The organism is Paraconexibacter antarcticus (assembly GCF_024220175.1).
Lineage (GTDB): Bacteria > Actinomycetota > Thermoleophilia > Solirubrobacterales > Solirubrobacteraceae > Paraconexibacter > Paraconexibacter antarcticus.
In genome coordinates this window covers 116,823-130,830 of the sequence record NZ_CP098502.1, presented here as the reverse complement: position 1 = coordinate 130,830, position 14,008 = coordinate 116,823, and the positions used below count along the sequence as shown (strand labels likewise).

General features: G+C 74.0%; 13 protein-coding genes. 7 read left to right on the top strand and 6 right to left on the bottom strand.

The features are described 5' to 3' along the window. Positions 1 to 36 precede the first annotated feature (36 nt). Entirely contained in the window at positions 37 to 684 is a 648-nt protein-coding gene (locus NBH00_RS00660; RefSeq protein WP_254571434.1) for an alpha/beta family hydrolase, read from the top strand. Further along, positions 681 to 1,403: a glycerophosphodiester phosphodiesterase gene (locus NBH00_RS00655; protein WP_254571433.1), complete on the top strand. Its 723-nt coding sequence runs from the start codon at positions 681 to 683 to the stop codon at positions 1,401 to 1,403. The genes NBH00_RS00660 and NBH00_RS00655 overlap by 4 nt, the downstream gene beginning before the upstream one ends. A 3-nt stretch (positions 1,404 to 1,406) precedes the next feature. Here the strand turns inward: NBH00_RS00655 and NBH00_RS00650 are convergent, their stop codons facing one another. Next, positions 1,407 to 1,817 carry a GNAT family N-acetyltransferase gene (locus NBH00_RS00650; RefSeq protein ID WP_254571432.1) on the bottom strand — a complete coding sequence of 137 codons (411 nt, stop codon included), beginning with the start codon at positions 1,815 to 1,817 and terminating at the stop codon, positions 1,407 to 1,409. Positions 1,818 to 1,874: 57 nt separating this feature from the next. Between NBH00_RS00650 and NBH00_RS00645 the strand changes: the two genes are divergently transcribed. Further along, positions 1,875 to 3,458 (top strand): DUF5715 family protein, encoded by a 1,584-nt coding sequence (locus tag NBH00_RS00645; RefSeq protein WP_254571431.1) that lies wholly within the window; start codon positions 1,875 to 1,877, stop codon positions 3,456 to 3,458. Here NBH00_RS00645 and NBH00_RS00640 read toward each other — a convergent pair. Further along, positions 3,455 to 3,802, bottom strand: a complete 348-nt coding sequence (locus NBH00_RS00640) for a DUF952 domain-containing protein (protein ID WP_254571430.1) — start codon at positions 3,800 to 3,802, stop codon at positions 3,455 to 3,457. The genes NBH00_RS00645 and NBH00_RS00640 overlap by 4 nt on opposite strands. Further along, positions 3,799 to 5,799: a transketolase gene (gene tkt, locus NBH00_RS00635; RefSeq protein WP_254571429.1), complete on the bottom strand. Its 2,001-nt coding sequence runs from the start codon at positions 5,797 to 5,799 to the stop codon at positions 3,799 to 3,801. Before tkt ends, NBH00_RS00640 begins: the two co-directional genes overlap by 4 nt. A 99-nt stretch (positions 5,800 to 5,898) precedes the next feature. Between tkt and NBH00_RS00630 the strand changes: the two genes are divergently transcribed. After that, a complete protein-coding gene (locus tag NBH00_RS00630; RefSeq protein WP_254571428.1) occupies positions 5,899 to 6,402 on the top strand; it encodes an inorganic diphosphatase in 504 nt (167 codons plus the stop codon). A gap of 73 nt (positions 6,403 to 6,475) precedes the next feature. Here the strand turns inward: NBH00_RS00630 and NBH00_RS00625 are convergent, their stop codons facing one another. After that, positions 6,476 to 8,479, bottom strand: a complete 2,004-nt coding sequence (locus tag NBH00_RS00625) for a hypothetical protein (RefSeq protein WP_254571427.1) — start codon at positions 8,477 to 8,479, stop codon at positions 6,476 to 6,478. A gap of 41 nt (positions 8,480 to 8,520) precedes the next feature. On the opposite strand from NBH00_RS00625, the gene NBH00_RS00620 reads away from it, so the two are divergent. Together NBH00_RS00620 and NBH00_RS00615 are read left to right on the top strand one after the other, a co-directional pair. Beyond that, the gene (locus NBH00_RS00620; protein WP_254571426.1) at positions 8,521 to 9,411 is read left to right on the top strand and encodes a haloalkane dehalogenase; all 891 of its coding nucleotides are present in this window, start codon (positions 8,521 to 8,523) and stop codon (positions 9,409 to 9,411) included. Between the two features lie 119 nt (positions 9,412 to 9,530). Beyond that, the gene (locus tag NBH00_RS00615; RefSeq protein ID WP_254571425.1) at positions 9,531 to 11,249 is read left to right on the top strand and encodes a DUF6909 family protein; all 1,719 of its coding nucleotides are present in this window, start codon (positions 9,531 to 9,533) and stop codon (positions 11,247 to 11,249) included. Positions 11,250 to 11,311: 62 nt separating this feature from the next. Here the strand turns inward: NBH00_RS00615 and NBH00_RS00610 are convergent, their stop codons facing one another. Further along, on the bottom strand, positions 11,312 to 11,977 hold the full coding sequence (locus NBH00_RS00610) for a peroxiredoxin (RefSeq protein ID WP_254571424.1): 666 nt from the start codon (positions 11,975 to 11,977) through the stop codon (positions 11,312 to 11,314). A 97-nt stretch (positions 11,978 to 12,074) separates the two neighbouring features. Further along, complete coding sequence (locus NBH00_RS00605) at positions 12,075 to 12,956, bottom strand: SDR family oxidoreductase (protein ID WP_254571423.1); 882 nt, start codon at positions 12,954 to 12,956, stop codon at positions 12,075 to 12,077. 173 nt (positions 12,957 to 13,129) lie between these two features. Between NBH00_RS00605 and NBH00_RS00600 the strand changes: the two genes are divergently transcribed. Then, entirely contained in the window at positions 13,130 to 13,981 is an 852-nt protein-coding gene (locus NBH00_RS00600) for an alpha/beta fold hydrolase (protein ID WP_254571422.1), read from the top strand. Positions 13,982 to 14,008: the final 27 nt, after the last annotated feature.

The window sequence follows — 14,008 nt, the reverse complement described above, 5'->3', positions numbered from 1 at the left end:
GGGGTGGGAGGCGGTCGGGGCGTCACAATGGGACGCGTGGCCCCGCTGACGCTGCCCACCCCGCCCGGCGAGGCCCGCGTCCACCTGCACGCGGCGGCGGGCGAGCCGGCCGGGGCGCTCGTCCTCGGGCACGGCGCCGGCGGGTCGATCACGGCGCCGGACCTGCAGGCGGTGACGGCGGCCGCGACCGCGGCGGGCGTGACCGTCGCCCTCGTCGAGCAGCCCTACCGCGTGGCGGGCCGTCGGAACGCGCCGCCGGCCGCGACCCTCGACGCCGCCTGGCTGCCGATCGTCGGGCAGCTCCGCGCCGGACCGCTCGCGGGGCTGCCGGTCGTGTGTGGCGGCCGCTCGAGCGGCGCCCGCGTCGCCTGCCGGACGGCGGCCGCCGCCGGCGCCGCGGGCGTCCTCGCGCTCGCCTTCCCGCTGCAGCCGCCGAACGCCCGCAAGGACGGGACCCTCGGGCCCTCGCGCCGCCCGGAGCTCGAGGCGGCCGCCGCGGCCTGCCCGGTGCTCGTCGTCCAGGGCGAGACCGACCGCTTCGGCATGGTGCCGGACGGCGTCGCGCCCGGCGTGACGCTCGCCCGCATCCGCGGGGACCACGGGCTGAAGGGCGACCGCGCCGCGCTCACGGCCGCGGTCCTCACGTGGCTTTGCTCCGTCCTCCCCGGGGCCCGGCCGGCGTGAGCGGCCTCGTCGAGCGCCGTCCCCTCGTCGTCGCCCACCGCGGCGCCTCCGACGGGCACCCCGACAACACGCTCCAGGCGTTCGCCGGGGCGATCGAGGACGGCGCCGACATGATCGAGTTCGACGTGCGCCGCACGACCGACGGCGAGCTCATCGCCTTCCACGACGCGACGGTCCGTCGGCGGGCGGTCGGCACGCTCACCCGCGCGGAGATCGGCGAGGCGACGGGGCGCACGCCCCCGCTCCTGGAGGAGGTCGTCGAGCTCGCCCGCGGCCGCATCGGGCTCGACGTCGAGCTCAAGGAGGCGGGCTACACCCAGCGCGTGCTCGAGGTCGTCGCCGCCGACGGAGCCGACGACGCCGGGCTCATCGTCTCCTCCTTCCTCGACGAGGTCGTCGCGACCGTCAAGCGGGCGCGGCCCGACATCCGCGCCGGACTGCTCGTCGGCACCGACCGGCCGGGCCCGAACCCGCTGCGCACCCGCCTCTCCGAGCTCTCCCCCGTCGCCCGGGCCCGTGAGTGCGGCGCCGACGCGGTCGGCATGCACTTCCTCATCGCCTCGCTCGGCGCCCTGGAGCGGACGACCGCCGCCGGGCTCGGCGCCTTCGTGTGGACGGTGAACCGCGACGACGCCCTGCGCCGCTTCCTCGCCGACGCGCGCCTGGACGCCGTCATCACCGACCGGCCCGGCCGGGCCCTCGCCCTGCGCGATGGCTGAGCGTCAGGGTGTCCGGCGGATGCCCATCCAGGCCTCGGCGTCGGCGAGCGGCGTGAAGCCGAACTGCGCGTAGAGGCCGTGCGCGTCGTCCGTCGCCAGCAGGACGCGCCGCACCGCGCGGACGTCCGCGTGGGCCATGATCGCCCCGACGAGCTGCTTGCCGACCCCCCGGCCGCGGACGGCGGCGAGGACGAAGACGTCGGCGAGGTAGGCGAAGAGCGCGTGGTCGGTCACGACCCGGGCGAAGGCGACCTGCCCACCGTCGTCAGCGTACGCACCGAAGCACAGCGAGTGGGCGATGGCGCGCTCGGTGAGGGCGCGCGGGCGGCCGATCGCCCAATACGCCTCCTCGCTGAGGAAGCGGTGCACGAGGTCGACGTCGAGGCGCGACGGATCGGTCGAGATCTCCACCACGCGCGGGAGGGTCGCAGGAGCGCCGGTCGCCTGGATGTGGGACGGTTGGCGGGCCCGATGGCCGCCCCCGCCCGCCCGCCGAGACGCGGCCGCCCCCGCCGCGGCGGCCCCCGCGTCCCTCCTGCCGAGCTCCGGCGCCGCCGGGCGCGCGCCGGGCTGCTGCTGCTCCTCGCCGTCTTCGCCGGGGCGGCCGGCGCGGCGCTCCTGCTGCACTCCTCCGGCGGCGGCTCCGGCCCCGCGAAGGCCGGCGGGCGCGACCCGCGGGCGCTCCTCCCCGGCTCGGCGCCCGGCGCGGGCGTCGACCCGCTGCGCTACACGCCGGCGGTGCGCGCGGACCGCGAGGCGCAGGCCGCCGCGGGGCTCGCGCACGTCCTCTACGTCAAGTCGCCCGGGGGCGCGGTCGTCACCGCCGAGCGCGTCGCGGCGCTGCGCCCGCTCATCGAGCGGGCGGCGGCGAAGGGCGGCGTGGACCCCGACGTGCTCGAGGGCATCGTCTTCCTCGAGAGCGCCGGGCGCCCGGACGCGGTGGCGAACCCCCGCGACCTCAGCGGCGCGGCCGGGCTCACGCAGATCCTCGCGCAGACGGGGACCGGCCTCCTCGGCCTGAAGGTCGACGTCGGCGCGTCCGAGCGGCTCACGCGCGGCATCGCCCGCGGCCGCCGGGTCGCCGCCCGCCAGGCGCAGCGGCGGAAGGTCGACGAGCGCTTCGACCCCGCGAAGGCGCTCGCCGCGACCGTCCGCTACCTGAACATCGCCCGCAAGGCCTTCTCCGGGAACGCGGACCGCGACGACCTCGCCGTCGCGAGCTACCACATGGGGATCGGCAACCTCCAGACCGCGCTCTCGCGCTTCGGCGACACGACGGTCCCCTACGCCGAGCTCTACTTCGCGAGCTCGCCGGTGAGCCACGCGCGCGCCTACGCCTTCCTCACGGGCCTCGGGGACGACTCCTCCACGTACCTGTGGCGCGTGCGGGCGGCCGAGGACATCATGCGCCGCTTCCGCAGCGACCCGATCAGGCTCGCCTCGCGGGCGGTGCGGATGCTGCACAAGGCGTCGGCCGAGGAGGTGCTGCGCCCGGAGGGCTCGGTGCCGGAGTTCCCGGACCCGTTCGCAGTCGGGCGGGCCGAGGCGGCGGGCGCCCTGCGCCGCCTGGACCCCGCCCTGCTGCAGCGCTACGGCCTGCAGATCTCGACGACGATGGGCGAGCTCGCCCCGAAGGTCCACCAGACCCGCCGCCTGTACCGCGCGCTGCGGCCCGAGGCGCTCGCGACGCTCCTCTACCTCGGCGCCGCCGCCCAGGGCATCTCCGCCGCCGCGCCGCTCATCGTCACGAGCACGGTGCGCGACCGGCAGTACCAGGCTCAGCTCGCCGCGACGAACATCGAGGCGACGCACGCCTACTCGCTCCACACGACGGGCTTCACCTTCGACATCCTGCGCAGGTACGTCTCCGCCGACCAGTCGAAGGCCTTCCAGTTCGCGCTCGACCGCCTCACCGCGGAGGACGTCATCGCCTGGGTCCGCGAGCCCGCGGCCATCCACGTCACCGTCGGCCCGGGCGCCCGCGTCCTGCTGCCGCTGCTGCGGCCCGGGGCGCCGGTGCCGGCGCCCGCGGTGCCGGCGACGCGCGCCCGCTAGAGGACGGCGCCGAGCGGGCGCACGTCGGAGACGTTGTCGACCGGCAGCGTGCCGTAGAGGTGCGGGAAGTCGCCCGCCCCGTCCGCCGCGGGCTCGACGACGATCCGCAGGTCGTCCGGCTCGACCGTGAGGACGAGCAGGTCGCCGTGCGGCGGCGGGTAGAACCGCTCGACGACGCCGGCGAGCTGCCACGGCCGGCAGAGGTGGATGAACGGCGCGCCGTCCGGGATCGCGTAGACCCCGGACTCCTGGGCGTCGTCCCACGCCCCCGTGCTCGTCACGTGGAGGACGTCGTCCTCGTCGTCGTCCCCGAACGGCGCGGGGCGATCGACGGCGCCGGTCAACCGATGAGCTCCTTGACCTTCGCCGCCGTCGCCGCCGCGGAGATGCCGAGGCGCTCGAGGACCTCGTCGCCGGGCGCGCTCGCGCCGAAGCGCTCGATCGAGACGCTCGCGTCGACGTACTGCGCCCAGCCCATCGAGATGCCCGCCTCGACGGAGACCTTCGGGACGCCGAGCGGGAGGACGGACTGCTTGTAGCCGTCGTCCTGCGCGTCGAAGAGCTCCCACGAGGGCATCGAGACGACCTGGGCGTGCAGCCCGTCGGCGGCGAGCAGGTCGGCGGCCTCGAGCGCGGTGTGCACCTCCGAGCCGGTCGCGACGATGACGGCCTGCGGCGGCTCCTCGGTCGTGCGCACGACGTAGGCGCCCTGGCCGAGGCGGTCGACGGGCGCGCCCTCCATGACGGGCAGGTTCTGGCGGCTGAGGACGAGCACCGCGGGGCCGGGGAGCTCCTCCAGGACGACGCGCCACGCCTCCGCCGTCTCCAGCGGGTCGGCCGGCCGGATGACCGTCAGGCCCGGGATGGCGCGCAGCCCGGCGAGGTGCTCGACCGGCTGGTGGGTCGGGCCGTCCTCCCCGAGGGCGACCGAGTCGTGCGTGTAGACCCAGGCGACCTTCAGCTGCATGAGCGCGCTCAGGCGGATCGACCCGCGCATGTAGTCGGCGAACTGCAGGAACGTCGAGCCGTACGGGCGGACGATGCCGCCGTGGCAGGCCATGCCGTTCACGATGCCGCCCATCGCGTGCTCGCGCACGCCGAAGAAGACGTTGCGGCCGACGTGGTCGCGCGTGAGGCGCTCGTCGTCGCCGCCGGGGAAGATCGTGTTCGTCGAGGCGGTGAGGTCCGCCGCGCCGCCGACCATCGTCGGGACGAAGGAGTCGAAGGCGGCCATCGCCATCTTGCCCGCCGCGCGGGTCGCCAGGGCGGGCTTGCCCCAGTCGATCTTCCCGGGCGCCAGGGCCTCGCCGACGCCGGGCAGCGCCTCACCGACCCAGGCCTTGTCCCACAGCTCGGCCTTCGCCGCGTCGCCCTTGAGCGTGTCGAGCCGGCCCTGCCAGGCGGAGCGCTTCTCGGCGCCCTTGCGCGCGCCGGCCTGGAAGCGCTCGTAGACCCCCTCGGGCACGAAGAACGTCTTGTCCGGGTCCCAGCCCATCGCCTCCTTCGTGAGGCGGACCTCCTCGTCGCCGAGCGGCGAGCCGTGCGCGCCGCTCGTGCCCTGCTTGTTCGGCGACGGGTAGCCGATGATCGACTTCACGTGGATGAGCGTCGGGCGCCCGGTCTCCGCCTTGCCGGCGGCGATCGCCTCGCGCAGCGCGGCGACGTCGTTCGCGTCGCCGACCTCGAGGACGTGCCAGCCGTACGCCTCGAAGCGCGCCGAGACATCCTCGCCGTCGAAGCTCAGCGACGTCGGGCCGTCGAGCGAGATGTCGTTGTCGTCGTAGAGGTAGACGAGCTTGCCGAGCCCGAGCTGGCCGGCGAGCGACGCCGCCTCGGAGGCGATGCCCTCCATGAGGTCGCCGTCGGAGACGATCGCGAAGACGTGGTGGTCCTGGACCTCCTCGCCGAACGTGTGCCGCAGGTGCTGCTCGGCGATCGCCATGCCGACGCCGTTCGCGAAGCCCTGACCGAGCGGGCCGGTCGTCACCTCGACGCCGGGCGTGCGCCAGCCGCCGTCGTGATGCTCGCGCTCGGGGTGGCCCGGGGTGCGGGAGTCCCACTGGCGGAACGACTTGATGTCGTCCATCGACAGGTCGTAGCCCGCGAGGTGCAGCGCGCTGTACAGGAGCATCGAGCCGTGGCCCGCGGAGAGCACGAACCGGTCGCGGTCCTGCCAGTCCACGTCGGCGGGGTCGTGCTTCATCACGTCGGCATAGAGGACGAAGGCGGCGGGCGCCATGCCGAGCGGCAGGCCCGGGTGGCCGGAGTTCGCCTTCTGGATCGCGTCCATGCTGAGCGCGCGGATCGTGTCGATGCAGAGCTGGTCGATCGAGTCGGTCATGGACCCCGCAGACTACCCAGACACCGCACCGGGCCCGTGCGCCCGCCGTGATGACGGTTCGCGGGACATCGGGGAACCCGCCTCGGGTAGCCTGCCCCCATGTCCGAAGAACCGACGCTCTGCCTGGTCGAGATTCCCAAGGGGAGCCGCAACAAGTACGAGTGGGATGAGGACCTGCAGGCGATCAAGCTCGACCGCTTCCTCTTCTCCTCGGTCGTCTACCCGACCGACTACGGCTTCATCCCGGACACCCACGGGGAGGACGGCGACCCGCTCGACGCGATGGTCTGCGTGTCGGAGCCGACGTTCCCGGGCTGCATCATCCCGGTGAAGGTCATCGCCCTCTTCAAGATGAGCGACGACAAGGGCGTGGACGACAAGGTGCTGTGCGTCCCGCTCGAGGATCCGAACTGGAACCACATCGATTCGCTCGAGGACCTGCCGAGCTCCCTCACCCGCGAGATCGCGCACTTCTTCGCGATCTACAAGCAGCCGGAGGGCAAGGAGGTCATCGTCGACGGCTGGTACGACAAGGCCGAGGCGCTCGAGGTCATCGAGGAGGCCCGCGAGCGCTGGGCCGCCACGCAGGCCGCCCAGCACTGAGCCGGACACCGGGCTGCGTCCGGGTGCGGCCCGGGAGGGACGACGGCGTCGTCCTCCCCGCCGCGGGGTCACGTCACGCCCCCGGGTGGTACACCGGCAGCGGCGGCTTCCTCGCCGCGGCCTGCTGCTTGGCGGCGGCCTTCCGGTCGGCCGCCGTCCGCGGCCTGCGGCCCTGGACGATGAGGTCGACCTTCGTGCCCGCGGGCAGACGGCGGCCCTGCCGCTGCTTGGAGCCGAGGACCGTGAAGCGCCGGACGACGACGCGGACGAGCTTGCGGCCCTTCCGCACGAGCCTCGGCCTGGAGTAGACCGTCAGCGTCCGCCCGCGGCGGCAGCCGGCGCGCCGCAGGACCCCGCCCGCCGACGCGGCGCTCTTGAGCCCCCTGACCTTCGGGACGACGCACGGCTTGGGCGCGGCTCGCGCCCGGTAGATGATCGTCAGGGTCGCCTCGGTGACGTCGCCCGCCGCGTCCGTCGCGTGCGCGACGATCGCGTTCGTACCCGGGACGAGCGGGACGACCGCGCTCCACGCCCCGCCGGCGCCAGGCGCGGTCGGCTGCCCCGCGACCGTCAGGGCGGTCACCGCCCGGTTGTCGGTCGCCGTCCCCGTCACCGTCACCGTCGGCGTCCGCACCGCCGCGCCCGGGGCCGGGCTCGTGAAGGCGACCGCGGGACTGCCGTACGAATCCTCCGCCCGCGCGGCGAGCGCCGCGGACGTCGCGGCGTCGGGGGCCATCGAGAACGTGTGCGTGAGGTTCAGCGGCGCGGCGGCCGTGACCGGCTGCAGGTAGTGGAGCTCGAGGTAGCGCGAGGGGTCGCCGAGCCCGGAGATGAACTCGATGCTCGTCGGCGCGGTCGAGAAGGTGATCGCGCCGGTCGGGTGCCCGATGTCCCCGGCGGGGAAGGCGCGGTCGCTGCGCACGAGGATCGACGCCGGCGCGGACGGCGGGGCCGCGAGGCTCGCCGAGCCCGGGTAGGCCGCGATGCCTGAGCCGGCCCACGGGAGCTGGAGCCCGTACCTCGTCGAGGCGAAGTCGACCTCGAAGAGCAGGTCGAGGACGTGCGACGCCCCGTCCGTGGACTCCCAGCGGTCGCGCATCGTCGTGACGCGGCCGTCGTCGCTCATCACCGCCTCGCGGACGAGCCGGAGCCCGGCCGGGACGAGGCTGCCGCAGTCCGCCGCGGCGGCGAACGGGTAGCTCGCGGGGGTCGTCTCGCAGCGGACGACGTCGGAGGACTCGGTGACCGTGAGCAGCCCCGTCGCCGGGTCGCGGCTCGCCGTCCGCGTCAGGGGCGGGCGGCCGCCCACCGCGGGCAGGCCGCCGGAGCCGTTCGCGGCCATCGCGGCCGTGAAGGCGTTGCGCCCGTCGACCTGCAGCTCGCTGCGCGTCGGCGCGGTGCCGTCGGCGACGTCGTCCGCGTAGCCCGCGCACTCGAAGACGTCGAGCGCCGCGACGTCCGGGCCGACGGCGGGGTCGAGCGGACGGGCGTCCCACAGCCCGCAGCCGCCGAAGCTCTGCAGGTGGGCGGTGCTCGTCCGGCTCGGCGTGACGGTGCTCGCGTCGACGTCGTAGAGCTCGCCGACGTTCGGGTTCGTCAGCACCGTCTCGCGCAGGTCGCGCAGACCCGAGGGGAAGATCGCGGGCCCGGCCGCGAACGCGGCCTGGTCGTACGTCAGCGCGCCGGTCGGGATCGCGCGCAGGCGGCAGGGCGTGCGCAGGGCGGGCGCCGTCGCATCGATCGCGACCGCGAAGGTCCCGGTGCCCGCCCCCGCGGCGGTGACCGGGACGCCCGGCGCCGCGACCTCGGAGCCGGCGGTCCCGGCCGCCGTGAGCGGCTCGCCGCGGCGGACGCAGATGATGTCGACGGCGTCGCCGGACGCGTACCCGCCGCCCGTCGTCCCGGCGACGCGCAGGACGTTGGGGCCGGCGCCGTCGAGCCAGTCGTAGGCCGGCGCGTAGAGGTCGTCGGGCGCGGTGATGTGCGTCGTCGTGACGACCGCGGAGGCCGCCGCGGGGCCGAGGAGACCGCCGCAGAGCGCGACGGGGAGGGCGAGACGGCGGAGAAGAGCGTTCACAGGCTGGGGTGAGGCCGGTGGCGGTGGGTTAGGTTGTCCACATGACCTCCGTGGAGACCGTACGAGTGCCGGAATCCGCCTTCGCGGACCTCCCGGACTTTTCCTTCCTGCCCAGTTTCGCCGAGATCGACGACCTCCGCATCGCGTACCTGGACGAAGGTCGGAGGGACGGAGATCCGGTGTGGTTCATGCACGGGGAGCCGACGTGGTCGTTCCTGTGGCGCAAGGTCTTCCCCGCCGTCGCCGCGGCCGGCCACCGCTGCCTCGTCCCGGACCTCGCGGGCTTCGGCCGCTCCGACAAGCCGACCGACCTCGGCTGGTACTCGTACGACCGCCACGCGGCCATCATGGCCGAGCTGAGCGAGCGGCTCGACGTCCGCGGCGGGACGATGGTCGTTCACGACTGGGGCGGACCCATCGGCATGCGCCTCTTCGTCGAGCAGCCCGACCGCTGGGACCGGCTCGTCATCCTCGACACGGGCCTCTTCACCGGTGAGCAGGCGATGACCGACGCGTGGAAGGCGTTCCGCGACTTCGTCGAGAAGACCGAGGACCTCCCCGTCGGCTTCCTCGTCAAGGGCGCCTGCGCGCGGGGCCTCGACGACGCGGCGCTCGCGGCCTACGAGGCGCCCTTCCCGACCCCGGCGTCGAAGGCGGGCGCGCGGGCCTTCCCGCTCATGCTCCCGACGAGCCCCGACATGCCGGGCGCCGCCGCGGGCCGGGCCGTCCGCGACGCCCTTGTCGATGACCCGCGGCCGAAGCTCCTCCTCTGGGCCGACGGCGACCCGATCATCCCGCCCGTCGTCGGCGAGAAGCTCGCGGCGCTGCTCGGCGCGCCGGCGCCCGAGCCCATCGCGGACGCGTCGCACTTCCTGCAGGAGGACGCCGGGGAGCAGATCGGTGCGAGGATCGTCGAGTGGCTGGCGGCATGAGACGCGGCAACCTCGCACTGCGAGGTGCGCGGATCGTCGAGTGGCTGGCGGCATGAGACGCGGCAACCTCGCACTGCGAGGTGCGCGGATCGTCGAGTGGCTCGAGGGCTGAGCGGCGCGTGAACTGGGACGTGAGCTACGCGGCCGAGGAGGTCGCGCTCTACCAGCGGACGTACTCGACGCTCCTGCGCTCACGCGGGGAGACCGACCTGCGGGTGCTCGAGTCCGCGCACCGCGCGATGGGCTCCTCCCTGCATCCGCACGCCGGCGCGGACGACGTCCTCGACCTCGGCGCCTTCATGTACGCGACGGCGCGCCTGCCGGCCGAGCTCTTCCGCGCCACCCGGATCGTCATGGGCCAGGAGGCGCAGCAGTTCGCCCGGGCCGGGGTCGGGCCGCTCGACGAGTGGACCCCCGTCGAGGCGGCCGCGCGCCGGCGGCGCTGGTTCGCGCAGCCGGGCGACGACGCCGACACCTACGCGGTGCTGCTCGCGAGCACGTCCGACCTCGACGACCTCATCCCGACGCTCGTCGCCTTCCAGATCGAGTGGAACAAGCTGCACCGTCGCCTGCGGTCGGTCGGCTGGCCGCGGCCGCAGCGGAGCCCGGGCGCGGAGGACTGCACGCGCGCGCTCGGCGGGGCCGACGACGACTGGCGACGGCTGCAGGAGACGTGGGGCACGGCGTTCGCGGCGCGCCTCGGGCACGTCGCGACGCACCAGCTGCGCTGGCGGATCCGGATGCTCGGGGGCTCGTCGGCGGGCTACGCGCGGATGACGCGGCACTGGTTCCGCCCCGTCCGCGCCGCCGTCGACGCGACCGGGCTCGGGGACGGCCCCGTCTACTTCGTCTCCTCGAACACGCACTCGCTCGCGAACCTCGTGAGCGGCGATGCCCGCGCGATGGAGGACGAGCTCGTCCACTGGGTCCGCCGCGAGGGACCCCGCGACCTGCGCGAGGAGCTGCGGGCGTTCGAGGCCGGGGAGACGCGCGGCGCGTGGGACAACTTCCTCTACTACGCGGCGCGGGACTTCCACCTCGCCCACCCGAAGCTTGCCGGGCGCCGCCGCGACGCCGAGCGCGGCGCCGGCGTCGTCCACCTCGGATCGACGACCGCCCTCAGCGTCGCCGCGCAGGTGACCGCGCTGCGCGATCTCGACCCGGCGCGCCTGGATGGCCGCATCGGCGCGGTCGACCCCGAGGCGCTGCGCCGCAGCCGCGCGGTCATCGTCAACGTCGACTACCCGCTCGGCCTCGCCGCCTACAACATCCTCCGCGAGATCTGCGAGGACGCCGACACGCTCGCGGCGGTCTACGTCCTCGGGAAGGCGGCGACGCTCAACGCGGACGTCGGCGACGTCCTCATCTCGAGCGTCGTGCACGACGAGCACTCCGCGACGAGCTACTGGCTCGACAACGCCTTCGGGGTCGAGGACATCGCGCCGTACCTGCGCTTCGGCTCGGGCCTGGACAACCAGCGCGCGGTGACGGTGAAGTCGACGTTCCTGCAGAACCGGGCTTACCTCGACTTCTACTACCGCGAGCAGTTCACGGTCGTCGAGATGGAGGCCGGGCCGTACTGCGCCGCGGTCTACGAGGTCGCCGAGTCCGACCGCTACCCCGTCGGCGAGCACGTGAACTTCGCGAAGCTCCCGATCGACTTCGGGATCATCCACTACGCCTCCGACACGCCGTACACGCAGGCGCGCACGCTCGGGGCGCGCGGCCTGAGCTACCGCGGGATGGACTCGACGTACGCCTCGTCGATCGCGATCCTGCGGCGGGTGCTGGCCCGTGAGGGCGCCCTGGAGGCGCCGCCGACCGCCGAGACCCGATAACCGCCCGGCTGGGGGACCGAAGAACGGGTCTCGGCGCGGAGGGGGCCGACGCGGCCCGTGTGTCAGGCCGCGGACGGGTCCTTGACGATGCGCATGTAGGGAAGCGGCTCCTCCCAGCCGTCCGGGTACTTCTCCTTCGCGGCCTCGTTGGAGACCGAGCCGCCGATGATGACGTCGTCGCCGCGCTGCCACTGGGCGGGCGTCGAGACGGCCTCGGTCGCCGTGAGCTGCAGCGAGTCGACGACCCGCAGGACCTCGTCGAAGTTGCGGCCGGTCGTCATCGGGTAGATGAGGACGAGCTTGATCTTCTTGTCCGGCCCGATGACGAAGACGTTGCGGAGCGTCGCGTTCTGGGCGGCGCTGCGCGCCGTCGGGTCGCCCTCGACGTCGGCCGGGAGCATCCCGTACGCCTTGGCGATCGCGTGGTCGGCGTCACCGATGATCGGGTAGTTGACCGCGGTGCCCTGGCTCGCCTCGATGTCCTTGGACCACTCGGCGGAGCCCTCGACGGGGTCGGTGGAGATCGCGATGATCTTCACGCCCCGCTTGTCGAACTCCGGCTTGATGCTCGCCATGTAGCCGAGCTCCGTCGTGCAGACGGGGGTGAAGGCGCGGGGGTGCGAGAAGAGCACCGCCCAGCTGTCGCCGATCCACTCGTGGAAGTGGATCGTGCCCTCGGTGGTCTGCGCCTCGAAGTCAGGGGCGTCGTCGCCGATCGTCAAGCTCATGGTGGGTTCTCCGTTCGTGGCTGCCGGAATAAGGGAAAGTCCGATCAGGATTCCATCCTAGCCACTCCGGGCCGCTGCGCGGAGAGCCCGGGCCCTCCTACTTGGTCAGCTCCTTGACCTGGTCGCCGGGCTCGAGCCCGGGCTCGGACTGCGACGCCCGCAGCTCATACGCGCGGCGCTTCTCCGGGTCGGCGGAGAGCAGCACCCGGTCGGCCTTCAGCGCCCGCACGAGCGCCTCGCGCCCGCGGCGCGGGACGACGTTCATCACCGTCGTGATCGTGCCGACCGACCGCGGGACGAAGACGTCGAAGCGCGGGACCTGGAGCGCGTCGACGATCTCGTTCGCGACGTCCTGCGGGGTGACGTTCTTCACGCCGCGGGCCTCCTGCAGGCCGGACGCGAGCTCGGTGTTGACGATGACCGGCATGACGCAGCTGACCTCGACGCCCGTGCCGCGGAGCTCGAGGCGGACGGCCTCGGAGGTCCCGACGACGAAGTGCTTGGTCCCGCAGTACGTCGCGCCGCCGGGGAAGCCGCCCTTGCCGGCGGTCGAGGCGATGTTCACGAGGTGGCCGCGGCCGCGCGCGACGAACCGCGGGAGCGCGATCTTCATGCCGTAGAGGACGCCGTGCACGTTGATGTCGACCTGGCGGTGCGCGGTGGCGTGGTCCTCCTGGAGGAACGGGCCGAGCTGCATGATCCCCGCGTTGTTCACGAGCACGTCGAGCGGGCCGAGGTCGGCCTCGACGGCGTCGATGAAGGTCGTGAAGGAGTCGAGGTCGGTGACGTTGAGCGCGTAGGCCTTGACGTTCGGCCCGAGCTCGGCGGCGGTCGCCTCGCAGGTCGCGAGGTCGAGGTCGCCGATGGCCACCTTCATCCCCTGGGCGACGAGCGCGCGCGCCGTCTCCTTGCCGATGCCGCGGGCACCGCCGGTGATCGCGACGACCTGACCGCTGAGGATGCGGGGCTGCTTGGCCATGGAACTGCCTCCTGGGAACGCTGGGGACCGATGAACGTGACGCTGGCGTCAACATTAGCCCAATCGCGCCCCCGCGTGTGAAATGGGTTCAGCTCGGCTCCGGCCGCCGGGCGAGGACCCGCGTCCCGCCCCGTCGTCAGCGCACGACCGGTCGCCCGTCGTATGCTCGGCCCATGGCGTCCTTCGTCCACGGCGAGCACCGGATCGCGTACACCGAGCACGGCGAGGGCGAGGGCGAGCACGTCGTCGTCCTCATCCACGGCCTGCTGTTCAACCAGAAGCTCATGACGCCGCTCGCGACGCACCTCGGGCGTCGCGGGTACCGGGTCGTGACGATGGACCTCCTCGGGCACGGCGGCTCCGACCGCCCGCGCGAGATGTGGAAGTACTCGATGACCGCCTTCGGCGAGCAGGTCATCGGCCTGCTCGACCACCTCGGCGTCGACGAGGCCGTCGTCGGCGGGCTGTCGCTCGGCGCGAACACCGCGCTCGAGGCCGCCGCGCTCGCCCCCGACCGGGTGAAGGGGCTCATCGTCGAGATGCCCGTCCTCGACCACGCGCTCATCGGCTGCGCCGTCGCCTTCACGCCGCTCGTGATCGGCCTGACCTTCGGGGAGCCGGTGCTGCGCGCGGTCGCCGCCGTGACCCGGCGCATCCCGACCCGGCCCGGGCCGGCCGACGTCGCGCTCGACTGGATCCGCCAGGACCCGCGCCCGAGCGCCGCCCTCCTGCAGGGCCTGTTCTTCGCCCGCGTCGCACCGCCCGGCGCCGTCCGCCGGACCCTCCCCCAGCCGACGCTCATCATCGGCCACCGGCGCGACCCGATCCACCCCTTCACCGACGCGGGCATGCTCGCGGACGAGCTCGAGCGCGGGCGGCTCGTCGAGGCCGCGTCGATCCTCGAGATGCGCGTCGCGCCGAAGCGCCTGACGGGCGAGGTGAAGCAGTTCCTCGAGGAGATCTGGCCGCCGGAGGCCGGTGCGCCGCCGAAGCGCCGGCGTCGCGCGTCCTCGCCTGCGGCCTGACCGGCGGCGCTTGGCCTACCCTTACGC